Genomic DNA, 25,071 nt, shown 5'->3' with positions numbered 1-25,071 from the left:
GGGCCGCTTGTCCGGCCCGGTCGCTCGATGGCCCCAGCCGAAAGCAGAATTTGAGTGGAGATGAGCATGAGTGCAGTTGAAAGCGTCGGCCCGCAGGCATTGCCGGCACTGCAGGAACAAGTCGAGCAGATCATCGCCGAAGCCAAGCGTCAGGGTGCCAGCGCCTGCGAAGTAGCCGTGTCGCTGGAGCAGGGGCTGTCGACTTCGGTACGCCAGCGCGAAGTCGAAACGGTCGAGTTCAACCGCGATCAGGGCTTCGGCATCACTCTGTATGTCGGCCAGCGCAAAGGCTCGGCGAGTACGTCCGCCACCGGCCCCGATGCGATTCGCGAGACTGTGGCCGCCGCACTGGCCATCGCCAAGCACACTTCCGAAGACGAAGCGTCCGGTTTGGCTGACGCCGCGTTGATGGCGCGCGAGCAGCAGGATTTCGACCTGTTCCACAAGTGGGATATCACCCCGGAGCAGGCCATCGAGAAGGCTTTGATCTGTGAAGCGGCTGCGTTCGACGCCGATCCACGCATCAAGAATGCCGACGGCACCACGCTGAGCACCCATCAGGGCTGCCGCGTGTACGGCAACAGCCACGGCTTTATCGGTGGTTACGCGTCGACCCGCCACAGCCTGAGCTGCGTGATGATCGCCGAGGCCGATGGCCAGATGCAGCGCGAATACTGGTACGACGTGAGCCGTCAGGGCGAGTTGCTGGCCGATCCGATCAGCATCGGTCAGCGCGCTGCGCAACGGGCTGCGAGCCGTCTGGGCGCGCGTCCGGTGCCTACTTGTGAAGTGCCGGTGTTGTTTTCCGCTGAACTGGCGGGCGGGTTGTTCGGCAGTTTCCTGTCGGCAGTTTCCGGAGGCAGTCTGTATCGCAAGTCGTCGTTCCTCGAAGGCACGCTGGGACAGAAGCTGTTCCCGGAATGGCTGACCATCGACGAGCGTCCGCACCTGATGCGCGCGATGGGCAGTGCCTCGTACGACGGTGACGGTCTGGCGACCTACGCCAAACCGTTCGTCGAAAAAGGCGAATTGGTCTCGTACATCCTTGGCACGTACTCCGGTCGCAAACTCGGCATGCCGAGCACCGCCAACGCTGGCGGTGTACACAACCTGTTCGTCACCCACGGTGATGAAGACCAGGCGGCGTTGCTGCGGCGCATGGGGCGTGGCCTGCTGGTCACAGAATTGATGGGCCATGGCTTGAACATGGTCACCGGCGATTACTCACGCGGCGCGGCGGGTTTCTGGGTCGAGAACGGTGAAATCCAGTTCGCGGTGCAGGAAGTGACCATCGCCGGCAACATGCGCGACATGTTCAAGCAGATTGTTGCAGTGGGGAATGATCTGGAACTGCGCAGCAATATTCGCACTGGCTCGGTGTTGATCGAGAAGATGACTGTCGCGGGCAGCTAAGCCTCCGCAGTTTTAGAAAAAGGCGCGCCATCCGATTGGGTGGCGCGCCTTTTTTATTGTGGATCAAAAAGATCGCAGCCTTGTTTTGCTTCTCATTATCATCTAATAATAAATCTCATTAGAGAGCTGGCTGAAACTCACCGCTGGCGGCGTGTAACCCCCGCAACCGCTTTGGAGGCTCACCATGGAGCACTGGAAACGCACGATCGAACGGGCTAATCGCTGCTTCATGCTGGGCGAGCTGATTGATGCCCGCGAGGCGTATCTGCAAGCACTGGCCTTGGCGCAGGTGCTGTTCGAACGCTGGGCGGATGCCGACGAAGCAGTGGCGGCTTGCGTCATCTCCCATCACAACCTGGCTGATCTGCACCTGCGCCTGAATCAGCCGGAGGAGAGCGCCGAGTACCTCTGCGCGATCCATCAACGGCTGTTGCAGACCATGCAGGACGAACGTCAGCGCCTCGCACTGCGTGAAGCGGCGCTGCGCCAGAGCAGCAAGACCTACGTCGAACTGCTGAATTTCATCAGCGATCACGGTGAATACCCGCGCACCCAGCGTCTGCTGCACCCGCACACTGGCAATGCGCGTCGACTGTCCGCCTCTCATCAGCATGGAGTCCATTGAAATGGCTTTTACTCTGCCTGCATTGCCTTACGCCTACGACGCACTGGAACCGCACATCGATGCGCAGACCATGGAGATCCACTACACCAAGCATCACCAGACCTACATCAACAACCTCAACGCCGCGGTCGAGGGCACAGAGTACGCCGAATGGCCGGTGGAAAAACTGGTCGCCAGCGTCCAGCAATTGCCAGAGAAACTGCGTGCGGCGGTGATCAACCAGGGCGGCGGTCACGCCAATCATTCGCTGTTCTGGGAAGTCATGGTGCCCAATGGCGGCGGCAAACCGGACGGCGCGCTGGCCAAAGCCATCGATGAACAACTCGGCGGTCTCGACAGTTTCAAAGACGCCTTCACCAAGGCTGCGCTGACGCGTTTCGGCAGTGGCTGGGCGTGGCTCAGCGTGACCCCGGATAACCAACTGGTGGTGGAAAGCAGCGGTAATCAGGACAGCCCGTTGATGAACGGCAACACGCCGATTCTCGGTCTCGACGTTTGGGAGCACGCCTATTACCTGCGTTACCAGAACCGTCGGCCGGAATACATCAACGCGTTCTACAACGTGATCAATTGGCCGCAAGTCGCTGCGCGCTATCAGGCGGCGCTGGTTTAAGTCTTCTATAAAAACAATCCAAGGCTGACTATGGGCACTGAAACACTGGTGAGCGGAAGTGGGCGTATGTTCCGTTACGCAATCGGTTCGCTGTTGCTGTTGGCGGGCATGACCTTGCTGGTCGCTCACGGACTGCAATGGCTGGATCTGGAGCCGAGGCTGTCACGAGCATTGCAGGGCGGGGCGCTCTGCGCGCTGGGCACCGCGCTTGGTGCGGTGCCGGTGCTGGTGATTCGCAATATGCCGCAGGCGCTGGGCGACACACTGCTCGGTTTCGGCGCCGGGGTGATGCTGGCGGCGACGGCGTTTTCGCTGATCGTGCCGGGAATTGCTGCGGCAGAGAGCCTTGGCATGACGCCTTGGGGCGCCAGTGGCCTGATCTGCTTCGGGATCATGCTCGGTGCATTCGGTCTGTATCTGGTTGATCGCAAGGTGTCGGGTGCTTCACCGGAAATGCTCGTTGGCACGCTTGAGCACCCGGTAATTCCACCGCGTATCTGGCTGTTCGTCTTCGCGATCATCGCGCATAACATCCCGGAAGGCATGGCGGTCGGCGTATCAGCCGGCGGCGCAATGCCGGATGCCGATAGCCTGGCGATGGGCATCGCATTGCAGGATGTGCCGGAAGGTTTGGTGATTGCGCTGGTGTTGGCCGGGGCAGGGATGTCGCGGGTCAGGGCGTTTTTGATCGGCGCGGCGTCAGGGCTGGTCGAACCGGTGTTCGCTCTGCTGTGCGCCTGGTTGGTCAGTCTGGCGCAGGTGTTGTTGCCGTTGGGATTGGCGCTGGCGGCCGGGGCGATGTTGCTGGTGGTCACGCACGAAGTCATCCCGGAGTCGCGGCGCAATGGTCACGACAAACTGGCAAGCCTCGGCTTGTTGATCGGCTTCTGCCTGATGATGGTGATGGATACGGCGTTGGGTTGAGCGATCAACCGCCTTCGTCGAAGTAGTTGTTGATCAGATCCACCAGTGCTTGCAGCGCTTCATCTTCCTGATGCCCTTCGGTACTCAGGTAGATTTTCGTGCCTTTGCCGGCAGCGAGCATCATCATCGCCATGATGCTTTTTCCATCCACGGTGGTTTCCGGCGTGCGGCCCACTCTGATGGTGCAATCCGGAAACTGACCGGCCACGCCGACGAACTTCGCCGACGCACGGGCATGCAGGCCCAGTTTGTTGATGATTTCGATTTCCAGAGCAGGCATCGCGATGTGAATCCTTTAGCTGAGGTCGCGGTGGCGAACCTGGACGTTCTTCAGGGTTTTCTGCAGCGCCTGACCCAGACGTTCGGTCAGGTAGACGGAGCGGTGGTGGCCGCCGGTGCAGCCAATGGCAATAGTGACGTAGGCACGATTGCTTGCGGCGAAACGTGGCAGCCATTTGAACAGATAAGCGTAGATGTCCTGGTACATCTCTTCGACGTCCGGCTGTGCCGCCAGATACTCGGCCACCGGTGCGTCGAGACCCGACTGCGCGCGCAGCTCGGGTTTCCAGTACGGGTTGGGCAGGCAGCGTACGTCGAACACCAGATCCGCATCCACCGGCATGCCGCGTTTGAAGCCGAACGACTCGACCAGAAACGCGGTACCCGGCTCAGGCTGGTTCAGCAGGCGCAATTTTATGGTATCGCGTAGCTGGTACAGGTTCAGGTTGGTGGTGTTGACCTTCAGATCGGCCAGGTCGGCGATCGGCCCGAGCAGGGCGGTCTCGTCATCGATGGCTTCGGCCAGCGAGCGGTTGGCGTTGCTCAGCGGGTGGCGGCGACGGGTTTCCGAGAAGCGCTTGAGCAGGGTTTCCTCATCGGCATCCAGATACAACACATCGCACTGGATGTGCCGGCCGCGCACTTCTTCAAGCAGCTCGGGAAAGCGTGAGAGATGGCTCGGCAGATTACGCGCGTCGATGGAAACCGCCACCAGTGGCTGTGCCAACTCGGTGTGAATCAGCGCGCGTTCGGCCAGTTCCGGCAGCAGGCCGGCCGGCAGATTGTCGATGCAGTAGTAGCCGTTGTCCTCAAGGACATTCAGAGCGGTACTTTTACCCGAGCCGGAGCGGCCACTGACGATGATCAAACGCATGATTACTGCCCGTTCTGCTCGTCGAGGACAACCTGATACAAGGCTTGGTTACTGGTGGCGCTACGCAGTTTTTCGCGGACGTCCTTGCGGTCGAGCATGCTGGCAATCTGTCGCAACAGTTCCAGGTGTGCATCGGTGGCAGCTTCGGGGACCAGCAGCACGAACAGCAGGTCAACCGGAGCACCATCGATGGCGTCGAAATCGATCGGAGCTTCCAGGTGTATCAAGGCGCTGATAGGGGATTCGCAGCCCTTGAGGCGGCAATGAGGGATGGCGATGCCGTTGCCAAAACCGGTAGAACCGAGTTTTTCACGGGCAATCAAAGCCTCGAAGACATCTTGCATCTCCAGATCCGGAACTTCCCGGGCGATCAGGTTGGCAATTTGCTCGAGGGCTTTCTTTTTGCTGCCGCCCGGCACGTTCACGAGGGAACGGCCGGGGGTCAGGATACTTTCAAGTCGGATCATGGAATGGGGGGTTATCGACCCGTCGCGCCTTGAAGCAGGCTCTGGGTCTTTTCCTTATGCTTTTTGAGTTGTTTGTCGAGCTTGTCGGTCAATGCGTCGATCGCTGCGTACATATCGGTATGTTCCGCGTTTGCGACGACCTCACTGCCGGGAATATGCAAGGTGGCTTCGATTTTCTGCTTGAGCTTTTCGACACACATCGTGACTTGCACGTTGGTGATCTTGTCGAAATGGCGCTCCAATCGTTGAAGTTTCTCGTTGATGTAGTCGCGCAGAGGTTCGGTCACTTCCAGTTGGTGTCCACTGATGTTGACTTGCATACAGCTTCTCCTTCGTTGCCAGTGCATAAAGCGGCAGGCCGAAAAGCCTGCCACTGGAACGCTGTAACGTGGCTTACATCAACCGCTTGCGTTCGCTCGAAGGCGCGATCCCGAGAGATTCGCGGTACTTGGCGACGGTGCGGCGAGCCACCTGAATGCCTTGTGCCTCCAGTAAACCAGCGATCTTGCTGTCACTCAACGGCTTTTTCTGATTTTCCGCGGCAACCAGTTTTTTGATGATCGCGCGGATCGCCGTGGACGAGCATTCACCGCCTTCGGAGGTGCTGACGTGGCTCGAGAAAAAGTATTTCAGTTCATATATACCGCGCGGGGTATGCATGAATTTCTGCGTGGTCACGCGGGAAATCGTCGATTCGTGCATGCCGACCGCTTCAGCGATGTCATGCAAGACCAGCGGCTTCATCGCTTCGTCGCCGTATTCCAGAAAGCCGCGCTGGTGCTCGACGATCTGCGTGGCGACTTTCATCAGGGTTTCGTTGCGGCTTTGCAGGCTTTTGATGAACCAGCGCGCTTCCTGCAACTGATTGCGCATGAAAGTGTTGTCGGCGCTGGTGTCGGCACGGCGGACGAAACCTGCGTACTGCGCGTTGACCCGCAGGCGCGGCACGGATTCCTGGTTCAGTTCGACCAGCCAGCGCTCGTTGTCCTTGCGCACGATGACGTCCGGCACCACGTACTCGGCTTCGGACGATTCGATTTGCGAACCCGGACGCGGATTGAGGCTTTGCACCAGCTCGATGACCTGGCGCAGCTCGTCTTCCTTGAGCTTCATGCGCCGCATCAGCTGACTGTAATCGCGGCTGCCTAGCAGATCGATGTAGTCGCTGACCAGACGCTTGGCTTCGACCAGCCACGGCGTTTTAGCGGGTAGCTGACGCAGTTGCAGCAGCAGGCATTCGCTGAGGTTGCGTGCGCCGATGCCGGCTGGCTCGAATTGCTGGATGCGGTGCAGCACGGCTTCGATTTCATCCAGCTCGATATCGAGCTCGGGATCGAAGGCGTCGAGAATTTCTTCGAGGGTCTCGTCGAGGTAGCCCTGATTGTTGATGCAGTCGATCAGGGTCACGGCGATCAGGCGATCGGTGTCGGACATCGGCGCGAGGTTCAACTGCCACAGCAGATGGCTTTGCAGGCTTTCACCGACGGAGGTACGCGTGGTGAAGTCCCACTCGTCATCGTCGTTGCTTGGCAGGCTGCTGGCGCTGGTCTGGTAGACGTCTTCCCAGGCAGTATCGACGGGCAATTCGTTGGGGATGCGCTCGTTCCAGTCGCCTTCCTCGAGGTTGTCCACCGTCGGGGCGCTTTCCTGAAAAGAGGGTTCCTGGGTTTCGGTGTTGGGCTTCTGCTCGACGTTGTCGGCGAGGGGATCGGAGTTGTCGAAGTCTTCGCCTTCTTCCTGGCGTTCGAGCATCGGATTGGATTCCAGAGCCTCCTGGATTTCCTGTTGCAGATCCAGGGTCGACAATTGGAGCAGGCGGATGGCCTGTTGCAGCTGCGGTGTCATCGTCAGCTGCTGGCCCATTCTCAAGACTAGCGATGGTTTCATGGCAGGGGCTTAACACCTTATTCGCCGGCGCTATGCGCCATCCACTACAGGGCGCCGGAGCGCCAAACTTAAGCAAATTATATGCCTGAAACTGAAGTGTTTGCCTAGAGCACCGTAACAATTAAACCAAGAAAATCGCAGGGATGCCCAGGCTCGTGCGAGGACACCCCAATGATCACAGGCGGAACTCGTGACCCAGATACACTTCCTTCACCAGATCGTTGGCGAGGATGGTGGCCGAGTCGCCTTCGGCGATCAGTTGACCGTCGTTGACGATGTAGGCAGTTTCGCAGATGTCCAGCGTCTCACGGACGTTGTGGTCGGTGATCAACACACCGATACCCTTGGCCTTGAGGTGATGGATGATCTGCTTGATGTCGCCGACCGAAATCGGGTCAACACCGGCGAACGGTTCGTCGAGCAGGATGAATTTCGGTGCGGTGGCCAGCGCGCGGGCGATTTCGACCCGGCGACGTTCACCACCCGACAGGCTCATGCCGAGGTTGTCGCGGATGTGGCTGATGTGGAATTCCTGCAGCAGGCTTTCCAGCTCTTTGCGACGGCCGGCCTTGTCGAGCTCCTGACGCGTTTCGAGGATGGCCATGATGTTGTCGGCCACCGACAGCTTGCGGAAGATCGACGCTTCTTGCGGCAAATAGCCGATACCGGCCTTCGCACGGCCGTGCATTGGCTGGTGGCTGACGTCCAGATCGTCGATCAGGACGCGGCCCTGATCGGCCTGGACCAGGCCGACGATCATGTAGAAACAGGTGGTCTTGCCGGCGCCGTTAGGGCCGAGCAGGCCGACGATCTGCCCGCTGTCGATCGACAGGCTGACGTCGCGCACGACCTGACGGCTTTTGTAAGCCTTGGCCAGATGCTGAGCTTTCAGAGTTGCCATTACTTGGCCTTTTTCTCGTCGTTTTTCGGCTTGGGCTGGATCACCATGTCAATGCGCGGACGCGACTCGGTGACCTTGTTGCCGGTAGCACGACCAGCGCTGGCCAGCTTCTTCACCGTGTCATAGACGATTTTTTCGCCCTGAGTGGTGTTGTTGTCTTTGTCGACAACCTTGGCCTTGTCGATCAGCACGACGCGGTTTTGCGCAGCGTGGTACTGAATGGTCACACCCCAGCCCTGTACAGGCTTGGTGTCACCAGCAGTTTGCAGTTGCTCGAAGTAGGCGAGGTTGCCCACCGAGGTCACCACATCGATATCGCCGGCAGCGGTACGGGTGATGGTCACGGTGTTGCCTTTAACGATCATCGAACCTTGGGTAATGATCACGTCACCTTTATAGGTGGCGATGCCATTCTTGTCGTCCAGCTGGGCATCGTCGGCCTGAATGCGGATTGGCTGCGATTGATCGTTCGGCAGAGCCCAGGCGCTCACGCTTCCCAGTGCTGCGCCCAGGCTGAGCAAAATAGGGAGGGTTTTAACGAGCCTCATACTGTCCTCTTACGTTCGATAGCAGGTGTATCCTGCTTTCCTTCAAATACGCTTTCATTCCCACGCCAGTCGATACACCGCCAGCGCCGTCGATTCTAACGGGTTGCTGGGTCTGCGCATATTGCTGCTGAGGGAACACCGTCATGCGAGTGCTGGTGATCAGGGTGCTGCGGTTTTTTTCGTCGCTGCGCTGTACGCGTACCGAGTCGATCAGTTCGACTTCGGTACCGCCGGAATTCACTTCGCCGCGCTCACTGGTCACGTGCCACGGAAAATCAGTCCCGCGGAACATGTTCAGATCAGGTTTGGTGACCAGAGTAATGTCGGTCACCTTCACGTGCTCGGCCTTCTCGGACGTCATGTCGTACTGCACTTTGCCGTCTTCGAGGTACTGCACGGTACGGGTGTTGGTCGCATACCAGTCGATCGGGCTCTCTGCTGCCGAGACTACGGGCTTGTCGAGAAAGCGCTCCGGACTGATGTTCCAGTAGCCGACCGCACCGAAGATCGCGGCGATGCAACCGAACACCAGGATGTTGCGAAACTTTTTGCTAAACATGATTCGACTCACAGGTAAGCGTTATTGGCCGCATCGAGGTGGCCCTGAGCGCTCAGGATCAGTTCGCAGAACTCGCGCGCAGCACCTTCGCCACCACGGGCCTGGGTAACGCCGTGGGCGTGTTCGCGCACAAACGCTGCGGCGTTGGCTACGGCCATGCCCAGGCCTACGCGGCGGATCACCGGCAGGTCCGGCAGGTCGTCACCGAGGTAGGCGACCTGTTCATAGCTTAGGCCCAGTTGTTCCAGAAGACCGTCAAGAACCACCAGTTTGTCTTCGCGCCCCTGAAACAGGTGCGGGATGCCCAGATTCTTCGCCCGACGTTCAACCACAGGCGTTTTGCGGCCGCTGATGATTGCGGTCTGCACGCCGGCGTTCATCAGCATTTTGATGCCTTGACCGTCGAGGGTGTTGAAAGTCTTGAATTCGCTGCCGTCTTCGAGGAAATACAGGCGGCCGTCGGTAAGGACGCCGTCGACGTCGAAAACCGCCAGTTTGATCGCTTTGCCGCGTTGCAGCAGATCGTTGCTCATTTACATCACTCCTGCACGCAGCAGATCGGAGAGGTTGAATGCGCCGATCGGGCGATCTTCCTTGTCCACCACTACCAATGCGTTGATCCGGTGGTCTTCCATGATTTTCAGGGCCTCGGCGGCGAGCATGTCGGGGCGGGCGGTCTTGCCGTGTGCGGTCATCACCTGATCGATGGTGGCGGTGTGCACGTCGATGCTGCGATCCAGCGTGCGGCGCAAATCGCCGTCGGTGAATATCCCGGCGAGTTTGCCGTCGGCTTCGAGAATTGCCGTCATGCCCAGGCCCTTGCGGGTCATTTCCATCAGCGCGTCCCTCAACAGGGTGCCGCGCTGTACCTGCGGCAGCTCTTGCCCGGCGTGCATGACGTTTTCGACTTTCAGCAGCAGGCGCCGGCCCAATGCACCGCCAGGGTGGGAAAAGGCGAAGTCTTCAGCGGTAAAGCCGCGAGCTTCCAGCAGCGCCACGGCCAGAGCGTCGCCCATCACCAGTGCTGCGGTGGTCGAGGAGGTTGGCGCGAGGTTCAGCGGGCATGCTTCGTGCTCGACGTGAACATTCAGGTTCACTTCGGCGGCCTTGGCCAGCGGCGAGTTCGGGTTGCCGGTCAGGCTGATCAACTGGATGCCCAGGCGTTTGATCAGCGGCAGCAGGGTGACGATTTCATTGGTCGAGCCGGAATTCGACAGGGCGAGGATCACGTCGTCGCGGGTGATCATGCCCATGTCTCCATGGCTGGCTTCGGCCGGATGCACGAAAAACGCCGTGGTGCCGGTGCTGGCCAGGGTGGCGGCAATCTTGTTGCCGATGTGCCCGGATTTGCCCATGCCGACCACGACGACACGGCCCTTGCTGGCCAGAATCATCTCGCAAGCGCGTACGAAATCGGCGTCGATATGGGGCAACAAGCCTTGTACGGCTTCCACTTCGAGGCGAATGGTGCGTTGTGCAGATTGAATCAGGTCGCTGGATTGGCTCATGTCAGAAATCGTATAGCCCGATGAAAAGGCGGCGATTATAGCGGTTATGTTGCAAAGCCTCACGCAAGTTCGTCGTGCTTTGTCATTACTCGTTACCAAAACGCCTGAAAAGCCGGGGCAGACCCCTCATATCGGTGAATGCCTGCCGGTTCAACCCTTGGGCGCTTGGCCTTTGCAGTGATATAGTTCGCCGCCAGTTCGGCCTGCCCGGGATGTAAGTGCTTTCTTCAGAAAGTCTGGCGTCCGAGTGAGAGGCTGCATCGCAAGGAGTTTAGATGAGTGCCGATAACGCCTACGCGGTCGAGCTGAAGGGAGTCTCCTTCAAGCGCGGTGCGCGGAGCATTTTCAATAACGTCGATATCCGCATTCCACGCGGCAAGGTCACCGGCATCATGGGACCTTCCGGGTGCGGCAAGACCACGCTGCTACGGTTGATGGGCGCCCAGTTGCGTCCTTCCCAAGGCGAAGTCTGGGTCAACGGACAGAACCTGCCGACGCTGTCGCGCAGTGATCTGTTCGATGCGCGCAAGCACATGGGTGTGCTGTTTCAGAGCGGCGCGCTGTTCACCGATCTCGATGTGTTCGAGAACGTTGCATTTCCCCTGCGCGTTCATACCGAGTTGCCGGAAGAAATGATCCGCGACATCGTCCTGCTCAAACTGCAGGCGGTGGGGCTGCGCGGGGCCATCGAATTGATGCCCGACGAGTTGTCCGGCGGCATGAAGCGCCGCGTTGCGCTGGCCCGGGCGATTGCGCTCGATCCGCAAATTCTCATGTACGACGAACCCTTTGTCGGTCAGGATCCGATCGCCATGGGCGTGCTGGTGCGCCTGATTCGCCTGCTCAATGATGCGCTGGGGATCACCAGCATCGTGGTCTCCCACGATCTGGCCGAAACCGCGAGCATTGCCGACTATATATATGTAGTCGGTGATGGTCAGGTATTGGGGCAGGGCACGCCGGACGAGTTGATGAACTCGGACGACCCGCGCATCCGTCAGTTCATGACCGGCGACCCTGACGGTCCGGTTCCATATCACTTTCCAGCGACGGATTACCGCGCAGATCTTCTGGGGAAGCGTCGCTGATGCGCAGAATTTCATTAATTGAGCGCGTGCGTCGGTTCGGCCATGCCGCGATCGACGGCATTGCGGTGTTCGGTCGCGCAACCGTGTTCCTGTTTCATGCCTTGCTTGGCCGTGGTGGTATTGGCGGCGGTTTCGGTTTGCTGGTGAAGCAACTGCACTCGGTTGGCGTGATGTCGCTGGTGATCATCGTTGTATCCGGCATCTTCATCGGGATGGTTTTGGCGCTGCAGGGTTTCAGCATTCTGTCGAGCTACGGTTCGGAGCAGGCAGTGGGGCAAATGGTTGCGCTGACGCTGTTGCGTGAACTGGGGCCGGTAGTCACCGCGCTGTTGTTCGCCGGGCGCGCCGGTTCGGCGTTGACCGCCGAAATCGGCAACATGAAGTCCACCGAACAGCTGTCCAGTCTTGAGATGATCGGTGTCGACCCGCTCAAGTACATCATTGCCCCGCGTCTGTGGGCCGGTTTCATTTCCCTGCCAGTGCTGGCAATGATTTTCAGCGTGGTCGGTATCTGGGGCGGTTCGTGGGTGGCTGTGGACTGGCTGGGCGTTTATGAAGGCTCGTACTGGGCGAACATGCAAAACAGCGTGAACTTCGCCGATGATGTGCTTAATGGCGTCATCAAGAGCGCGGTTTTTGCCTTCGTCGTTACCTGGATCGCCGTATTCCAAGGCTATGACTGTGAGCCCACTTCCGAGGGGATCAGTCGTGCCACTACCAAGACCGTGGTATATGCCTCACTGGCAGTGCTCGGTCTGGACTTTATTCTGACCGCTTTGATGTTTGGAGATTTCTGATGCAAAACCGCACCCTGGAAATCGGTGTCGGCCTGTTCCTGCTGGCAGGGATCCTGGCTTTGCTGCTGCTTGCGTTGCGGGTCAGTGGCCTGTCTCCGACGTCGACCACCGATACCTACAAGCTTTACGCCTATTTCGACAATATCGCCGGTTTGACTGTCAGAGCCAAAGTGACCATGGCCGGTGTAACCATCGGCAAGGTCACTGCAATCGATCTGGATCGCGACAGCTTCACCGGTCGGGTTACCCTGCAAGTGAACAAGAGCGTCGACAACCTGCCGACTGACTCCACAGCGTCTATCCTGACCGCTGGCCTGTTGGGCGAGAAATACATCGGTATCAGTGTGGGCGGCGAAGACACCCCGCTCAAGGATGGTGGAACCATTCATGACACGCAGTCGTCCCTGGTACTGGAAGACCTGATTGGTAAATTCCTGCTCAATACCGTTAGCAAAGACGCCAAATGAGGAGCTTTTGAATGATCTCTACCTTGCGACGTGGCCTGTTGGTGTTACTCGCGGCATTGCCGCTGGTGGCTAACGCCGTGGCGGCACCTTCGGCGCACGAACTGGTTCAGGACACGACCAGCCGGTTGCTGGCTGATCTGGCCGCCAACAAAGAAAAGTACAAGCAGGATCCGACTGACTTCTACACGGCGCTGAACACCATCGTCGGGCCAGTCGTGGATGCCGAAGGCATTTCCAAGAGCATCATGACCGTCAAGTATTCGCGCAAGGCCACCCCCGCGCAGATGAAGACGTTCGAAGAGAACTTCAAGAGAGGCCTGTTCCAGTTCTACGGCAACGCTTTGCTCGAGTACAACAACCAGGGCATTACCGTCGATCCTGCCAAGGACGAGTCGGGCGATCGCACCAGCGTCAACATGACCGTCAAGGGCAGCAGTGGCGCGGTGTATCCGGTGCAGTACACGCTGGAGAAGATCAACGGCGAGTGGAAACTGCGCAACGTGATCATCAACGGCATCAACATTGGCAAGCTGTTCCGTGATCAGTTTGCTGACGCGATGCAGCGCAATGGCAACGACCTCGACAAGACCATCAACAATTGGGCCGGGGAAGTGGCCAAGGCCAAGCAGACCACCGAGCAAGCTGCCGAGAAGCAAGCGCAATGAATGAGGCGGCAGTACGTATGAGTGATGTCGACGAGCTGTCGCTCAGCGGCGTGCTGGACTATCGCACCGGCCCGGCCTTGCGCAAGGAAGGTCAGGCACTGATCAAGTCCAGCAAAGCCGCGTCGTTGGTGATCGATTGCTCGGCAGTGCAGAAGTCCAGTAGCGTCGGTTTGTCGTTGCTGCTGTGCTTCATGCGTGATGCGCAAGCGGCCGGCAAGGCCGTGAGCATCCGCGCGATGCCCGAAGACATGCGTGAAATTGCTCAGGTCAGCGAGCTGACCGAGCTGTTGGCGCAACCCTGAACCCGCATCAGTAAATCAGCCCCCCGTCAGAGTCCTGCCACGCGGGGTTCGCAGGCGCGGGGCTTTTTTGTATGATGTGCGACCCGTGCGCACAGGGCGCCGATTGAGGTTGAGCATGCAGGCCGTAGAAGTGAAGAGCTTCCTTGAAGCAAATCTGCCCGGAATCCAGGTGGAAGTTGAAGGCGAAGGCTGCAACTTTCAGCTGAACGTGATCAGCGATGAACTGGCGGCGTTAAGCCCGGTCAAGCGTCAGCAGAGCATCTATGCCCATTTGAACCCATGGATCGCTGATGGCAGCATCCACGCGGTCACTATGAAATTTTTCAGCAGCGCGGCCTGGGCCGAGCGCACCTGAGCCTAAGGGCGTCGAGATTGTTATGGATAAATTGATTATTACTGGTGGCGCTCGTCTTGATGGCGAGATCCGCATTTCCGGGGCAAAGAACTCTGCCCTGCCGATCCTCGCCGCCACGCTGCTGTGCGATGGCCCGGTGACGGTGGCAAACCTGCCGCACCTGCACGACATCACCACGATGATCGAGCTGTTCGGTCGGATGGGCATCGAGCCGGTGATCGACGAGAAGCTCAGCGTCGAAATCGACCCGCGTACCATCAAGACTTTGATCGCTCCGTACGAACTGGTGAAAACCATGCGTGCATCGATCCTGGTACTGGGCCCGATGGTCGCGCGTTTCGGTGAAGCCGAAGTCGCACTGCCTGGCGGTTGCGCGATCGGTTCGCGTCCGGTTGACCTGCACATCCGTGGCCTCGAAGCCATGGGCGCAGTGATCGACGTCGAAGGCGGCTACATCAAGGCCAAGGCGCCTGAAGGTGGCCTGCGCGGTGCAAGCTTCTTCTTCGATACCGTCAGTGTGACCGGTACCGAAAACATCATGATGGCCGCGGCTCTGGCCAAGGGCCGCAGCGTGTTGCAGAACGCTGCCCGCGAGCCTGAAGTGGTTGACCTGGCGAACTTCCTGAATGCCATGGGCGCCAAGGTTTCCGGTGCCGGCACCGACACCATCACCATCGATGGCGTCGAGCGTCTGGGTTCGGCTTTCTACAAAGTCATGCCTGACCGTATCGAAACCGGCACCTACCTGGTGGCCGCAGCGGTCACCGGTGGCCGCGTGAAGGTCAAGGACACTGATCCGACCATCCTCGAAGCCGTTCTGGAAAAACTTCGTGAAGCCGGCGCAGAAATCACCTGCGGTGAAGACTGGATCGAGTTGAACATGCACGGCAAGCGTCCGAAAGCAGTGAACGTGCGCACTGCGCCGTACCCGGCTTTCCCGACCGACATGCAGGCGCAGTTCATCTCGCTCAACGCCATTGCTGAAGGCACCGGTGCAGTGATCGAGACGATCTTCGAAAACCGTTTCATGCACGTGTACGAACTGCACCGCATGGGCGCGCATATCCAGGTTGAAGGCAACACCGCCATCGTCACCGGCATCGACAAGCTCAAGGGCGCGCCAGTCATGGCCACCGACCTGCGTGCGTCGGCCAGCCTGGTGATCTCGGCACTGGTTGCCGAAGGCGATACCCTGATCGACCGCATCTACCACATCGACCGTGGTTACGAGTGCATCGAAGAGAAACTGCAGATGCTGGGCGCCAAGATTCGTCGCGTTCCGGGTTAATTGCTGCATGTGGACACAGGGACGTGTCCGTTGAATTCGTTCTGAATCGAGGCTGATCTTTTAGACAGCCTCGATGTGTGTCCGGCGCCGATTGCGACCGGACATGAGTACCTTGATAAGGACTGACGTTTCCCATGTTGACCATCGCACTGTCCAAGGGCCGCATCCTTGACGACACTCTGCCGCTGCTTGCTGAAGCGGGCATCGTGCCGACCGAGAATCCGGACAAGAGCCGCAAGCTGATCATCCCCACGACTCAGCCGGACGTACGTCTGTTGATCGTGCGCGCCACCGACGTGCCGACCTATGTCGAGCATGGCGCGGCCGACCTCGGCGTGGCCGGTAAAGACGTGCTGATGGAATACACCGGCCAGGGTCTGTACGAGCCGCTGGACTTGCAGATTGCCCAGTGCAAACTGATGACCGCCGGCAAGATCGGTGCGGTCGAGCCCAAGGGCCGTCTGCGTGTGGCGACCAAGTTTGTAAACGTCGCCAAGCGTTACTACGCCGAACAGGGCCGCCAGGTCGACATCATCAAGCTCTACGGCTCGATGGAACTGGCGCCGCTGATCGGTCTGGCCGACAAGATCATCGACGTGGTCGACACCGGCAACACCTTGCGCGCCAATGGCCTGGAACCTCAGGAACTGATCGCCACGATCAGCTCGCGTCTGGTGGTCAACAAGGCTTCGATGAAAATGCAACACGCCCGAATCCAGGCGTTGATCGACACCCTGCGTCAAGCAGTGGAGTCGCGACACCGCGGCTGATTTACCTGCGCGACTTTGAGTCGCGCCCGTCTATCCGCCTCATAGCCAGAAACTCAGGTGCCCAAGCGGAAACGACTGCTAAGTTAGGGCGCCTGAGTTTTTGCCATTCCTATGAGGCTCTCGCTATGACCGCACCGACTGCAATTCGCCGACTCAACGCTGCCGACCCGGATTTCGCACGTCATCTGGATCATCTGCTGAGCTGGGAAAGCGTGTCCGACGACTCGGTCAATCAGCGCGTGCTGGACATCATCAAGGCTGTGCGCGAGCGCGGCGATGCGGCGCTGGTCGAGTTCACCGAGAAGTTCGACGGCCTCAAAGTCAATTCGATGGCTGACTTGATCCTGCCGCGCGAGCGCCTGGAACTGGCGCTGACGCGCATCACTGTGCCGCAACGCGAAGCCTTGGAAAAAGCCGCCGCCCGCGTGCGCAGCTATCACGAAAAACAGAAACAGGATTCCTGGAGTTACACCGAGGAAGACGGCACCGTGCTTGGCCAGAAGGTCACGCCGCTGGATCGCGCCGGTCTGTACGTGCCGGGCGGCAAGGCGTCGTATCCGTCGTCAGTATTGATGAACGCGATTCCGGCCAAGGTAGCCGGCGTGACCGAAGTGGTCATGGTCGTGCCGACTCCGCGTGGTGAGGTCAATGAGCTGGTGCTGGCGGCGGCGTGTATCGCTGGCGTCGATCGCGTGTTCACTATCGGCGGCGCACAAGCGGTTGCCGCGCTGGCCTACGGCACCGAAAGCGTGCCGCAGGTGGACAAAGTCGTCGGCCCCGGCAACATCTACGTTGCCACTGCCAAGCGCCACGTGTTCGGTCAGGTCGGCATCGACATGATCGCCGGCCCGTCGGAAATCCTCGTAGTCTGCGACGGTCAGACCGATCCGGACTGGATCGCCATGGACCTGTTCTCGCAAGCCGAGCACGACGAAGACGCCCAGGCGATTCTGGTCAGCCCGGACGCCGAGTTCCTCGACAAGGTCGCGGCGAGCATCGACAAGCTGCTGCCGACCATGGATCGCGCGACCATCATCGAAACCTCGATCAATGGCCGTGGTGCACTGATCCACGTGCGCGACATGGCGCAAGCCATCGAAGTCGCCAACCGCATCGCGCCGGAACACCTTGAGCTGTCGGTCGCCGACCCGCAGGCCTGGCTGCCGCAGATCCGCCACGCTGGCGCGATCTTCATGGGTCGCCACACTTGCGAGGCGCTGGGCGATTACTGCGCAGGCCCGAACCACGTATTGCCGACCTCTGGCACAGCGCGCTTCTCCTCGCCGCTGGGGGTGTATGACTTCCAGAAGCGTTCGTCGATCATCTTCTGCTCCGAGGAAGGTGCTTCCGAACTGGGCAAGACCGCTTCGATCCTCGCCCGTGGCGAATCGCTGAGCGCCCACGCGCGCAGCGCCGAATACCGCATTCTTGACGACAAGCAGGGGAACTGAGCATGAGTAAATTCTGGAGCCCCTTCGTCAAGGATCTGGTGCCTTACGTGCCGGGCGAGCAGCCGAAGCTGACCAGACTGGTCAAGCTCAACACCAACGAAAACCCGTACGGCCCATCGCCCAAAGCTCTGGCCGCGATGCAAACCGAACTGAATGACAACCTGCGCCTGTACCCGGATCCGAACAGCGATCTGCTGAAAAATGCTGTGGCGAAATATTACGGTGTGCAGAGCAATCAGGTGTTCCTCGGCAATGGTTCGGACGAAGTGCTGGCGCACATTTTCCACGGCTTGCTGCAGCACGATCAGCCGATCTTGTTCCCGGATATCAGCTACAGCTTCTATCCGGTTTACTGCGGTCTGTACGGCATCCAGTTCGACGCGGTGCCGCTGGACGCGCAGTTCCAGATCAATCCGGCCGATTACGCCAAACCGAACGGCGGGATCATTTTCCCCAATCCGAACGCGCCGACGGGTTGCCTGTTAGCGCTGGACGCGGTTGAGCAAATCCTCAAGGCCAGCCCGGATTCGGTGGTGGTTGTCGACGAGGCATACATCGACTTTGGAGGGGAGACGGCGATCAGTCTGGTGGATCGCTATCCAAACCTGCTGGTGAGCCAGACCCTGTCCAAATCGCGTTCGCTGGCCGGACTGCGGGTTGGCCTGGCGGTCGGGCATCCTGATCTGATTGAGGCGCTGGAGCGGATCAAGAACAGTTTCAACTCCTATCCGCTGGATCGCCTTGCGAATGTCGGCGCCGCTGCGGCTTTCGAAGATCGCGAGTATTTTGACAAGACCTGCGCGCTGGTGATCGAGAGCCGCGAGTGGGTGATTGCCCAGTTGCAGGCCAAAGGATTTGAAGTGCTGCCGTCGGCGGCCAACTTCATCTTTACCCGGCATCCGCAGCACGATGCGGCGGGGCTGGCGGCCAAGTTACGTGAGCAGGGGGTTATCGTGCGGCACTTCAAGCAAGAGCGGATTGCGCAGTTCTTGCGGATTTCCATCGGTACACCTGAGCAGAATCAGGCGTTGATCGACGGGCTTGGCGACCTTTAAAGGCAAGAGCCCCTCACCCTAACCCTCTCCCGGGGGGAGAGGGGACTGATAGGGGGATGCTTCAGAGCTACATCGACCTGAGATACCGAGTCGAACGCCGGTTTCGAAGAGCAAGGAGATCGGCTCCCTTTCCCTCGCCCCCTTGGGGGCGGTCCGACGTTTCGGGAGGGCTGGGGTGAGGGGGATAGTTTTCGGATTGAACAAAAATTTCGGAAACCCATCCACCATCACTCGTGATGAGCCTCCCCCAAAAACGTCAACGAACTAAACAGCCCGCGACTATTAACATCAGGGCTGTCCTTCACCGCCACCTCAACCTGCGCCGCAATCACATTCAACCCTTCATTGCGCACCAACACCTGCGCCCGCCCGTCCTTGTCGGTCTCGGTGCTCAGCGTATTCGGCGCATTGCGATAGTCGCCAATCAACTTGATCCCCGCCGCCGGTTTGCCGTCCAGCAACACCCGCACCGGCAATGAGTTCCCCGGTCCCACGGTGAGCGGATCGACCTCCGGCAGGATCAGCAATTTGATCTGATCGAGCTTGGGCAATTTCGCCCCCGGCTGATAGATCGCCAGGCTGTATTTGAACGTCTCGGTCGCCTCGATTGCGCCCGGCACTTTGCTGCGCCCCTGGTTGATCCACTTCTTGTCTGCCGTTTGCGACCACATGCCATTGTTCAAGTCTACGGCCAGTACTGCTGGGGGCTTTAGGGGTTGCAGGCGCGCATGATCGGGCAGGCGCTGCACGTTGACCGGAATCATCTTGCCGCTGACGTCATACGCCCACGCGCCGCTGATTTTCTGCGCCTTGAACGCGTTGTCTTCGGCGCCGTGGCCGTAGACCACTTCGATATTGCCGCGCCGTTGTTCGGTCCACAGGCCATGGGCCGATGCTTGAGTAGTGAACAACGCAGCGATGATCAATAAGAGTTTGCCGTGGTGCATGGTGACGTCCTTACAGGTTGAGGGTCAGGCTGACGGTGAAGTTGCGCGGCTCGCCGGGATTGACCCAGTAATTGCTGTACGAGCGCTCGTAGTATTTTTCGTCGAACAGGTTGTTCAGATTCAGGCCGACGGTGACGTTGTCAGTGGCCTTGTAATGCGCCAGCAGATCGACGGTGTGATACGCCGGCAACTCGAAATCGCTGCCAGCTTCGCCAGAGCGATCACCGACATAAGTGAACGCAGCGCCGACGTCCGAGCCGCGCAGGCGGCCGTCCTGAAATTCGTAAACCCCAAGCAAACTGCCGCTGCGCTTGGCCACGCCGAGGATGCGGCTGCCGGCAGGAATTGCTGCATCGCCCTTGGTCACTTCGGCATCGATGTAAGCGAAGGCACCGATCACTCGCACTGCGTCGGTCACTTGCCCGGTCACCTGCAGATCAAAACCCTGACTGCGTGCCTTGCCCATCGCGCGGCTGCTGTCGGTGCCCGGATCGACCGCGAGCACGTTTTCCTTGTCGATGTGGAAAAACGCGAGGGTGCTGCTCAGGCGTTCGTCGAACAGTTCGTTCTTGAAGCCGATCTCGTAGCCGACGCCTTGTTCCGGGTCGAAGGACTTACCGCCGGCGTCGAGGCCATTGTTCGGTTTGAACGAGGTCGAGGCATTGGCGAACACGCCGGTTTGCGGGGTCAATTGATAGAGCAGGCCGGCGCGTTGCGTCAGTGCATCGTGAGTCTGGCGGCTGCGCGTGTCGCGGGTGTGATCGTCAATGCGTTGATCGAAATGCTCGAAGCGCGCACCGACCATCCCGCGCAGTTTGTCGCTGAAGACTATTTGATCCTGCACATTCAAGGCATGGCTTTCGACGTGCTCGAAGAAGTCAGTGCCCGAACGTGCGCCGTTGGGCTTGGGCTGGCCGTAGACCGGGTTGTAGATGTCGATGGCATACGGGCTGCCAGCGATGGTGGTGACGCGTTCGTCCTTGCGGTAGTTCTCGTACTCGCTGCCGATCAACAACTCGTGCTGCCAACTGCCGACGTCGAATAACCCACGCAATTCCAGTTGAGTAATGCTGTCGTGCCAGTTGTTGTCACGCTCGCGATAGCGGCGATTGACTGTGTGGCCGTCAGCATTCAGTGGCCGCGATTCGGAGGCGAAACCCCAGAGCTTGCCTTCCTTGTAATGGCTGGCGAGGCGCAGTTTCCAGGTGTCATTGAGCTGATGCTCAAGCGCGGCTTGCAGCATGTTGTTGTGGTTGTCGATGTCGCCGTCATTCGGTTCGCCGAGGAAAGTCGAGCGCGAGACACCGCTCCATTTATTGTTCGGCGCAACGATGCCCCGGTCGAACGTCGAGCTGTGGCGCACGATCTCGCTTTCCACCAACAGCGACGTGTCCGGGTTCAGTTGCCAACTGATCGAGGGCGCGACGAACACGCGCTGACTGTCGACGTGATCGCGGAAGCTCTTGTTGTTCTCGACCGCGAGGTTGATCCGCGATAGCACATCCCCTTGCTCATCCAGCGGCGTATTGACGTCGAGTGCGGTGCGATAGCGATCCCAACTGCCGGCGCTGGTCTGCAGCGTGGTGAAGGCCTGAGGCTGTGGCTTCTTGCTGACGATGTTTACCGTGCCGCCCGGATCGCCCCGGCCATAGAGACTGGCGGCGGGGCCTTTGAGCACTTCGATGCGCTCGATATTGGCCGCGTCCGGCGTGCTCGGGTAACCACGATTGGCGCTGAAACCGTCCTTGTAGAACTCCGATGTGGTGAAGCCGCGAATGCTGTACTCGTACAGCGTCAGGCCGCCGAAGTTGTTCTGTTTGGATACGCCACCGGCGAAATCGAGCGCGCGTTCGACGCTGGTACTGCCGAGATCCTTGAGCACGCTGGCAGGTATCACGCTGATGGCTTGCGGGATGTCGCGGATTGCCGTGTCGGTTTTGGTCGCGCTGGCCGAGCGAGTCGCGCGATAGCCGCTGACCGGGCCGCTCGCGGATTCGTATTCGGAAGTGACGCTGATGGCGTCGAGTTCGAGGGTTTGCGCTTCTTCGGCGAAGGCGGGCTCGCCGAGCAAACCAAGGGTCAGGCCGAGCAAGGAGGCCTTTGTTCGAGACGACATGTTATGTTGTTCCAATTCAGTGATTGAAACAATATAACATGCCTTTTGAGAATGTCTTGTATTCGCGCGCCCGGCGCGAACACAGTCTTACTCGGGTTCTTTTTCCTTCACCGGCGCCGGTGGCGGGCGCAGGCCGATTTCGGCGCTGAGCTTCAGCTCCTTGCCGTTACGCATCACCTGAATCGTCACTTTATCGGTCGGTTTGATCCGCGCCACCTGATTCATCGAGCGCCGACCATCACCGGCCGGCTCGCCATCGATGCTCAGAATCACGTCGCCCAATTGCAGGCCAGCCTTCTGCGCCGGGCCGTCACGGAAGATCCCCGCCACGACAATCCCCGGACGCCCGGACAAGCCGAACGACTCCGCCAGTTCCTGAGTCAGCGGCTGCACCTCAATCCCGAGCCAGCCGCGAATCACCTGGCCATGCTCGATGATCGACTTCATCACTTCCATCGCCAGCTTCACCGGAATCGCAAAACCGATGCCTTGCGAACCGCCGGACTTGGAGAAGATTGCAGTGTTGATGCCGGTGAGGTTGCCGTTGGCATCCACCAGTGCGCCGCCGGAGTTGCCCGGGTTGATCGCCGCGTCGGTCTGGATGAAGTCTTCGTAGTTGTTCAGGCCCAACTGGTTGCGCCCGGTGGCGCTGATGATGCCCATGGTCACGGTCTGGCCGACACCGAACGGGTTGCCGATGGCCAGTGCGACGTCGCCGATGCGGATGTTGTCCGAGCGCCCGACAGTGATCGACGGCAGGGTTTTCAAATCGATTTTGAGAACAGCGAGGTCGGTTTCCGGATCGCTGCCGATCACTCGGGCGAGGGTTTCACGGCCGTCCTTGAGCGCGACGACGATCTGGTCGGCGCCGCTGGTAACGTGGTTATTGGTCAGGATGTAGCCTTCCGGGCTCATGATCACGCCGGAGCCGAGGCTCGATTCCATGCGCTTCTGCTTCGGCGAGTTGTCACCGAAGAACCGGCGGAATTGCGGATCCTCGAACAGCGGATGCGCCGGTTTGGCGATGACTTTAGTGGTGTACAGGTTGACCACCGACGGCGCGGCGATGGTCACCGCATCCGCATAGGACACCGGCCCCTGCTGCACGCTGGTGGTTTGCGGCGCCTGTTGCAGGTTGACGTCAAGGCTCGGCAGCCCCACCCACTGCGGGTATCGCTGAATAATCAACAGAGCGATAAGCACACCGGCCAACAGCGGCCAGCCGAAAAAACGCAGCGCCTTGAACATTAAGCACGTCCTGGAAAGGTTGCAGGCGAAGTCAGACCGCCCATAATGACGCGCATTATACGAGGCCGCGCGTGCCTCTGAACGGGATATTTAGGAGTCTTTCATGGCCGTCGCTTTGAGCACCCTGGTCGAGGAAGCCGACCGTTACCTCGCCAGTGCAAAAATTGCCGATTACTGCCCGAATGGCCTGCAGGTCGAGGGCCGTCCGCAAGTAATGCGCATTGTCAGCGGCGTCACCGCCAGCCAGGCGTTGCTCGATGCCGCGGTCGAGGCGCAAGCCGATCTGGTGCTGGTGCATCACGGTTACTTCTGGAAAGGCGAGAACCCGTGCATCACCGGCATGAAGCAGCGCCGCTTGAAGACGCTGCTCAAGCACGACATCAGCTTGCTCGCCTATCACCTGCCGCTGGACCTGCATCCGGAGGTCGGTAACAACGTGCAGTTGGCGCGTCAGTTGGACATCACCGTCGAAGGGCCGCTGGATCCGGACAATCTGAAGATTGTCGGTCTGGTTGGCTCATTGAAAGAGCCGATGACCCCAAGGGATTTCGCCCGTCGCGTGCAAGAGGTCATGGGCCGCGAGCCGCTGTTGATCGAAGGCAGCGGGATGATTCGCCGGGTCGGCTGGTGCACCGGTGGTGGTCAGGGTTACATCGATCAGGGCATCGCTGCCGGCGTCGATCTGTTCCTCAGCGGCGAAGCCTCCGAGCAAACCTTCCACAGCGCCCGCGAGAACGGCATCAGCTTCATCGCCGCCGGTCATCACGCCACCGAACGCTACGGCGTGCAGGCGCTGGGCGACTATCTGGCCAAGCGTTTCGCCGTCGAGCATATCTTCATCGATTGCCCGAATCCGATCTGAGCAGCCAAACGGGCGGGCATATTGATATACCCTTTCGATCTAGTTCACGTCCTGATTAGAAGCAGGCCGCTGTGCTAGGATTCCCCGCTCGAACACGGCCCGCTGGCCGTTCATAAGAAAGCTTTCGTGAGTAGCCATGGTCGACAAACTGACGCATCTGAAACAGCTGGAGGCGGAAAGCATCCACATCATCCGCGAGGTGGCAGCCGAGTTCGATAACCCGGTGATGCTGTACTCCATCGGTAAAGACTCCGCCGTGATGCTGCACCTGGCACGCAAGGCGTTCTTCCCGGGCAAACTGCCGTTTCCGGTGATGCACGTCGACACTCGCTGGAAATTCCAGGAGATGTACAAGTTCCGCGACAAGATGGTCGAAGAACTGGGTCTGGACTTGATCACCCACATCAACCCGGACGGCGTGGCGCAGAACATCAATCCGTTCACCCACGGCAGCGCCAAGCACACCGACATCATGAAAACCGAGGGCCTGAAACAGGCGCTCGACAAGCATGGTTTTGACGCAGCGTTCGGCGGTGCCCGTCGCGATGAAGAGAAATCCCGTGCCAAAGAGCGCGTGTACTCGTTCCGCGACAGCAAGCATCGCTGGGATCCGAAAAATCAGCGCCCGGAGCTGTGGAACGTCTACAACGGCAAGGTCAACAAGGGCGAATCCATTCGTGTGTTCCCGTTGTCGAACTGGACCGAGCTGGACATCTGGCAGTACATCTATCTCGAAGGCATCCCGATTGTGCCGCTGTACTTTGCAGCCGAGCGCGAAGTGATCGAGAAGAACGGCACGCTGATCATGATCGACGACGAGCGCATCCTTGAGCATCTGTCTGATGAAGACAAAGCGCGTATCGTCAAAAAGAAAGTGCGTTTCCGTACCCTTGGTTGCTACCCGTTGACGGGCGCAGTGGAGTCCGAGGCCGAGAGCCTGACGGACATCATTCAGGAAATGCTCCTGACGCGAACTTCCGAGCGCCAGGGCCGGGTCATCGACCACGATGGCGCAGGCTCTATGGAAGACAAAAAACGTCAGGGTTATTTCTAAGGGGTTGT

General features: G+C 59.4%; 29 protein-coding genes. 16 read left to right on the top strand and 13 right to left on the bottom strand.

The genetic code is table 11. The annotated features are described in order from the left end of the window. Positions 1 to 66 precede the first annotated feature (66 nt). From pmbA to ACP7BN_RS06330, 4 genes are all read left to right on the top strand, one after another. The gene (gene pmbA / locus ACP7BN_RS06345; RefSeq protein ID WP_426202536.1) at positions 67 to 1,413 is read left to right on the top strand and encodes a metalloprotease PmbA; all 1,347 of its coding nucleotides are present in this window, start codon (positions 67 to 69) and stop codon (positions 1,411 to 1,413) included. A gap of 184 nt (positions 1,414 to 1,597) precedes the next feature. Beyond that, positions 1,598 to 2,038, top strand: a complete 441-nt coding sequence (locus ACP7BN_RS06340; protein ID WP_426202534.1) for a hypothetical protein — start codon at positions 1,598 to 1,600, stop codon at positions 2,036 to 2,038. Between the two features lies 1 nt (position 2,039). Next, positions 2,040 to 2,651, top strand: a complete 612-nt coding sequence (locus ACP7BN_RS06335) for a superoxide dismutase (RefSeq protein WP_426202532.1) — start codon at positions 2,040 to 2,042, stop codon at positions 2,649 to 2,651. A 30-nt stretch (positions 2,652 to 2,681) separates the two neighbouring features. After that, positions 2,682 to 3,575 (top strand): ZIP family metal transporter, encoded by an 894-nt coding sequence (locus ACP7BN_RS06330; RefSeq protein ID WP_426202530.1) that lies wholly within the window; start codon positions 2,682 to 2,684, stop codon positions 3,573 to 3,575. Positions 3,576 to 3,579: 4 nt separating this feature from the next. On the opposite strand, the gene ACP7BN_RS06325 is transcribed toward ACP7BN_RS06330, so the two are convergent. From ACP7BN_RS06325 to ACP7BN_RS06280, 10 genes are all read right to left on the bottom strand, one after another. Beyond that, positions 3,580 to 3,855: an HPr family phosphocarrier protein gene (locus tag ACP7BN_RS06325; protein ID WP_426202528.1), complete on the bottom strand. Its 276-nt coding sequence runs from the start codon at positions 3,853 to 3,855 to the stop codon at positions 3,580 to 3,582. Positions 3,856 to 3,870: 15 nt separating this feature from the next. After that, a complete protein-coding gene (gene rapZ / locus ACP7BN_RS06320; RefSeq protein WP_420647627.1) occupies positions 3,871 to 4,728 on the bottom strand; it encodes an RNase adapter RapZ in 858 nt (285 codons plus the stop codon). A 2-nt stretch (positions 4,729 to 4,730) separates the two neighbouring features. Further along, complete coding sequence (gene ptsN, locus ACP7BN_RS06315) at positions 4,731 to 5,195, bottom strand: PTS IIA-like nitrogen regulatory protein PtsN (RefSeq protein ID WP_426202527.1); 465 nt, start codon at positions 5,193 to 5,195, stop codon at positions 4,731 to 4,733. Positions 5,196 to 5,206: 11 nt separating this feature from the next. Further along, positions 5,207 to 5,515 (bottom strand): ribosome hibernation-promoting factor, HPF/YfiA family, encoded by a 309-nt coding sequence (hpf, locus tag ACP7BN_RS06310; RefSeq protein ID WP_047299778.1) that lies wholly within the window; start codon positions 5,513 to 5,515, stop codon positions 5,207 to 5,209. Positions 5,516 to 5,588: 73 nt separating this feature from the next. Further along, on the bottom strand, positions 5,589 to 7,082 hold the full coding sequence (locus ACP7BN_RS06305; protein WP_420647629.1) for an RNA polymerase factor sigma-54: 1,494 nt from the start codon (positions 7,080 to 7,082) through the stop codon (positions 5,589 to 5,591). A 175-nt stretch (positions 7,083 to 7,257) separates the two neighbouring features. Then, positions 7,258 to 7,983: an LPS export ABC transporter ATP-binding protein gene (gene lptB / locus ACP7BN_RS06300; RefSeq protein ID WP_007953572.1), complete on the bottom strand. Its 726-nt coding sequence runs from the start codon at positions 7,981 to 7,983 to the stop codon at positions 7,258 to 7,260. Beyond that, complete coding sequence (gene lptA, locus ACP7BN_RS06295) at positions 7,983 to 8,531, bottom strand: lipopolysaccharide transport periplasmic protein LptA (RefSeq protein ID WP_426202524.1); 549 nt, start codon at positions 8,529 to 8,531, stop codon at positions 7,983 to 7,985. Before lptA ends, lptB begins: the two co-directional genes overlap by 1 nt. Beyond that, positions 8,518 to 9,090 (bottom strand): LPS export ABC transporter periplasmic protein LptC, encoded by a 573-nt coding sequence (lptC, locus tag ACP7BN_RS06290; protein WP_420647631.1) that lies wholly within the window; start codon positions 9,088 to 9,090, stop codon positions 8,518 to 8,520. The genes lptA and lptC overlap by 14 nt, the downstream gene beginning before the upstream one ends. Positions 9,091 to 9,098: 8 nt before the next feature. Continuing rightward, positions 9,099 to 9,623, bottom strand: a complete 525-nt coding sequence (locus ACP7BN_RS06285) for a KdsC family phosphatase (RefSeq protein ID WP_420647632.1) — start codon at positions 9,621 to 9,623, stop codon at positions 9,099 to 9,101. Further along, a complete protein-coding gene (locus ACP7BN_RS06280; protein WP_426202522.1) occupies positions 9,624 to 10,598 on the bottom strand; it encodes a KpsF/GutQ family sugar-phosphate isomerase in 975 nt (324 codons plus the stop codon). A 275-nt stretch (positions 10,599 to 10,873) separates the two neighbouring features. Here ACP7BN_RS06280 and ACP7BN_RS06275 point away from each other — a divergent pair, with 275 nt between their 5' ends. From ACP7BN_RS06275 to hisC, 10 genes are all read left to right on the top strand, one after another. Further along, positions 10,874 to 11,686 carry an ATP-binding cassette domain-containing protein gene (locus tag ACP7BN_RS06275; protein ID WP_420647634.1) on the top strand — a complete coding sequence of 271 codons (813 nt, stop codon included), beginning with the start codon at positions 10,874 to 10,876 and terminating at the stop codon, positions 11,684 to 11,686. After that, the gene (gene mlaE, locus ACP7BN_RS06270; RefSeq protein WP_420647635.1) at positions 11,686 to 12,483 is read left to right on the top strand and encodes a lipid asymmetry maintenance ABC transporter permease subunit MlaE; all 798 of its coding nucleotides are present in this window, start codon (positions 11,686 to 11,688) and stop codon (positions 12,481 to 12,483) included. The genes ACP7BN_RS06275 and mlaE overlap by 1 nt, the downstream gene beginning before the upstream one ends. Next, a complete protein-coding gene (mlaD, locus tag ACP7BN_RS06265) occupies positions 12,483 to 12,950 on the top strand; it encodes an outer membrane lipid asymmetry maintenance protein MlaD (protein WP_420647636.1) in 468 nt (155 codons plus the stop codon). The genes mlaE and mlaD overlap by 1 nt, the downstream gene beginning before the upstream one ends. Positions 12,951 to 12,961: 11 nt before the next feature. Beyond that, on the top strand, positions 12,962 to 13,615 hold the full coding sequence (locus ACP7BN_RS06260; RefSeq protein ID WP_420647637.1) for an MlaC/ttg2D family ABC transporter substrate-binding protein: 654 nt from the start codon (positions 12,962 to 12,964) through the stop codon (positions 13,613 to 13,615). Beyond that, complete coding sequence (locus ACP7BN_RS06255) at positions 13,612 to 13,917, top strand: STAS domain-containing protein (protein WP_420647638.1); 306 nt, start codon at positions 13,612 to 13,614, stop codon at positions 13,915 to 13,917. The genes ACP7BN_RS06260 and ACP7BN_RS06255 overlap by 4 nt, the downstream gene beginning before the upstream one ends. Positions 13,918 to 14,032: 115 nt before the next feature. Then, entirely contained in the window at positions 14,033 to 14,272 is a 240-nt protein-coding gene (locus tag ACP7BN_RS06250; RefSeq protein WP_420647639.1) for a BolA family protein, read from the top strand. A gap of 22 nt (positions 14,273 to 14,294) precedes the next feature. Continuing rightward, complete coding sequence (gene murA, locus ACP7BN_RS06245) at positions 14,295 to 15,560, top strand: UDP-N-acetylglucosamine 1-carboxyvinyltransferase (RefSeq protein WP_150595035.1); 1,266 nt, start codon at positions 14,295 to 14,297, stop codon at positions 15,558 to 15,560. Between the two features lie 134 nt (positions 15,561 to 15,694). Then, entirely contained in the window at positions 15,695 to 16,330 is a 636-nt protein-coding gene (gene hisG, locus ACP7BN_RS06240; protein ID WP_420647640.1) for an ATP phosphoribosyltransferase, read from the top strand. Between the two features lie 125 nt (positions 16,331 to 16,455). Then, complete coding sequence (gene hisD, locus ACP7BN_RS06235; RefSeq protein ID WP_426202518.1) at positions 16,456 to 17,781, top strand: histidinol dehydrogenase; 1,326 nt, start codon at positions 16,456 to 16,458, stop codon at positions 17,779 to 17,781. A gap of 2 nt (positions 17,782 to 17,783) precedes the next feature. Beyond that, on the top strand, positions 17,784 to 18,836 hold the full coding sequence (gene hisC, locus ACP7BN_RS06230) for a histidinol-phosphate transaminase (protein ID WP_426202517.1): 1,053 nt from the start codon (positions 17,784 to 17,786) through the stop codon (positions 18,834 to 18,836). A gap of 227 nt (positions 18,837 to 19,063) precedes the next feature. Here hisC and ACP7BN_RS06225 read toward each other — a convergent pair whose 3' ends face one another. The 3 genes from ACP7BN_RS06225 to algW form a co-directional block, all read right to left on the bottom strand. After that, on the bottom strand, positions 19,064 to 19,783 hold the full coding sequence (locus tag ACP7BN_RS06225; protein WP_426202516.1) for a DUF4198 domain-containing protein: 720 nt from the start codon (positions 19,781 to 19,783) through the stop codon (positions 19,064 to 19,066). A 10-nt stretch (positions 19,784 to 19,793) separates the two neighbouring features. Beyond that, a complete protein-coding gene (locus ACP7BN_RS06220; RefSeq protein WP_426202514.1) occupies positions 19,794 to 21,899 on the bottom strand; it encodes a TonB-dependent siderophore receptor in 2,106 nt (701 codons plus the stop codon). An 87-nt stretch (positions 21,900 to 21,986) separates the two neighbouring features. After that, positions 21,987 to 23,147: a Do family serine endopeptidase AlgW gene (gene algW / locus ACP7BN_RS06215; protein WP_420647645.1), complete on the bottom strand. Its 1,161-nt coding sequence runs from the start codon at positions 23,145 to 23,147 to the stop codon at positions 21,987 to 21,989. 103 nt (positions 23,148 to 23,250) lie between these two features. Between algW and ACP7BN_RS06210 the strand changes: the two genes are divergently transcribed. Further along, positions 23,251 to 24,009, top strand: a complete 759-nt coding sequence (locus tag ACP7BN_RS06210; RefSeq protein WP_426202512.1) for a Nif3-like dinuclear metal center hexameric protein — start codon at positions 23,251 to 23,253, stop codon at positions 24,007 to 24,009. 136 nt (positions 24,010 to 24,145) lie between these two features. Further along, positions 24,146 to 25,063 carry a sulfate adenylyltransferase subunit CysD gene (gene cysD / locus ACP7BN_RS06205; RefSeq protein ID WP_007912374.1) on the top strand — a complete coding sequence of 306 codons (918 nt, stop codon included), beginning with the start codon at positions 24,146 to 24,148 and terminating at the stop codon, positions 25,061 to 25,063. Positions 25,064 to 25,071: the final 8 nt, after the last annotated feature.

This window comes from Pseudomonas sp. TWP3-1 (assembly GCF_049896625.1).
Classification (GTDB): Bacteria; Pseudomonadota; Gammaproteobacteria; order Pseudomonadales; family Pseudomonadaceae; genus Aquipseudomonas.
This window is presented reverse-complemented; position numbering and strand designations above follow the sequence as displayed.

Bases quoted from the DNA above. Each gene is read 5' to 3' on its own strand.
- pmbA (WP_426202536.1), top strand. From the start codon at position 67: ATGAGTGCAGTTGAAAGCGTCGGCCCGCAGGCATTGCCGGCACTGCAG.
- ACP7BN_RS06340 (WP_426202534.1), top strand. From the start codon at position 1,598: ATGGAGCACTGGAAACGCACGATCGAACGGGCTAATCGCTGCTTCATG.
- ACP7BN_RS06335 (WP_426202532.1), top strand. From the start codon at position 2,040: ATGGCTTTTACTCTGCCTGCATTGCCTTACGCCTACGACGCACTGGAA.
- ACP7BN_RS06330 (WP_426202530.1), top strand. From the start codon at position 2,682: ATGGGCACTGAAACACTGGTGAGCGGAAGTGGGCGTATGTTCCGTTAC.
- ACP7BN_RS06325 (WP_426202528.1), bottom strand. From the start codon at position 3,855: ATGCCTGCTCTGGAAATCGAAATCATCAACAAACTGGGCCTGCATGCC.
- rapZ (WP_420647627.1), bottom strand. From the start codon at position 4,728: ATGCGTTTGATCATCGTCAGTGGCCGCTCCGGCTCGGGTAAAAGTACC.
- ptsN (WP_426202527.1), bottom strand. From the start codon at position 5,195: ATGATCCGACTTGAAAGTATCCTGACCCCCGGCCGTTCCCTCGTGAAC.
- hpf (WP_047299778.1), bottom strand. From the start codon at position 5,515: ATGCAAGTCAACATCAGTGGACACCAACTGGAAGTGACCGAACCTCTG.
- ACP7BN_RS06305 (WP_420647629.1), bottom strand. From the start codon at position 7,082: ATGAAACCATCGCTAGTCTTGAGAATGGGCCAGCAGCTGACGATGACA.
- lptB (WP_007953572.1), bottom strand. From the start codon at position 7,983: ATGGCAACTCTGAAAGCTCAGCATCTGGCCAAGGCTTACAAAAGCCGT.
- lptA (WP_426202524.1), bottom strand. From the start codon at position 8,531: ATGAGGCTCGTTAAAACCCTCCCTATTTTGCTCAGCCTGGGCGCAGCA.
- lptC (WP_420647631.1), bottom strand. From the start codon at position 9,090: ATGTTTAGCAAAAAGTTTCGCAACATCCTGGTGTTCGGTTGCATCGCC.
- ACP7BN_RS06285 (WP_420647632.1), bottom strand. From the start codon at position 9,623: ATGAGCAACGATCTGCTGCAACGCGGCAAAGCGATCAAACTGGCGGTT.
- ACP7BN_RS06280 (WP_426202522.1), bottom strand. From the start codon at position 10,598: ATGAGCCAATCCAGCGACCTGATTCAATCTGCACAACGCACCATTCGC.
- ACP7BN_RS06275 (WP_420647634.1), top strand. From the start codon at position 10,874: ATGAGTGCCGATAACGCCTACGCGGTCGAGCTGAAGGGAGTCTCCTTC.
- mlaE (WP_420647635.1), top strand. From the start codon at position 11,686: ATGCGCAGAATTTCATTAATTGAGCGCGTGCGTCGGTTCGGCCATGCC.
- mlaD (WP_420647636.1), top strand. From the start codon at position 12,483: ATGCAAAACCGCACCCTGGAAATCGGTGTCGGCCTGTTCCTGCTGGCA.
- ACP7BN_RS06260 (WP_420647637.1), top strand. From the start codon at position 12,962: ATGATCTCTACCTTGCGACGTGGCCTGTTGGTGTTACTCGCGGCATTG.
- ACP7BN_RS06255 (WP_420647638.1), top strand. From the start codon at position 13,612: ATGAATGAGGCGGCAGTACGTATGAGTGATGTCGACGAGCTGTCGCTC.
- ACP7BN_RS06250 (WP_420647639.1), top strand. From the start codon at position 14,033: ATGCAGGCCGTAGAAGTGAAGAGCTTCCTTGAAGCAAATCTGCCCGGA.
- murA (WP_150595035.1), top strand. From the start codon at position 14,295: ATGGATAAATTGATTATTACTGGTGGCGCTCGTCTTGATGGCGAGATC.
- hisG (WP_420647640.1), top strand. From the start codon at position 15,695: ATGTTGACCATCGCACTGTCCAAGGGCCGCATCCTTGACGACACTCTG.
- hisD (WP_426202518.1), top strand. From the start codon at position 16,456: ATGACCGCACCGACTGCAATTCGCCGACTCAACGCTGCCGACCCGGAT.
- hisC (WP_426202517.1), top strand. From the start codon at position 17,784: ATGAGTAAATTCTGGAGCCCCTTCGTCAAGGATCTGGTGCCTTACGTG.
- ACP7BN_RS06225 (WP_426202516.1), bottom strand. From the start codon at position 19,783: ATGCACCACGGCAAACTCTTATTGATCATCGCTGCGTTGTTCACTACT.
- ACP7BN_RS06220 (WP_426202514.1), bottom strand. From the start codon at position 21,899: ATGTCGTCTCGAACAAAGGCCTCCTTGCTCGGCCTGACCCTTGGTTTG.
- algW (WP_420647645.1), bottom strand. From the start codon at position 23,147: ATGTTCAAGGCGCTGCGTTTTTTCGGCTGGCCGCTGTTGGCCGGTGTG.
- ACP7BN_RS06210 (WP_426202512.1), top strand. From the start codon at position 23,251: ATGGCCGTCGCTTTGAGCACCCTGGTCGAGGAAGCCGACCGTTACCTC.
- cysD (WP_007912374.1), top strand. From the start codon at position 24,146: ATGGTCGACAAACTGACGCATCTGAAACAGCTGGAGGCGGAAAGCATC.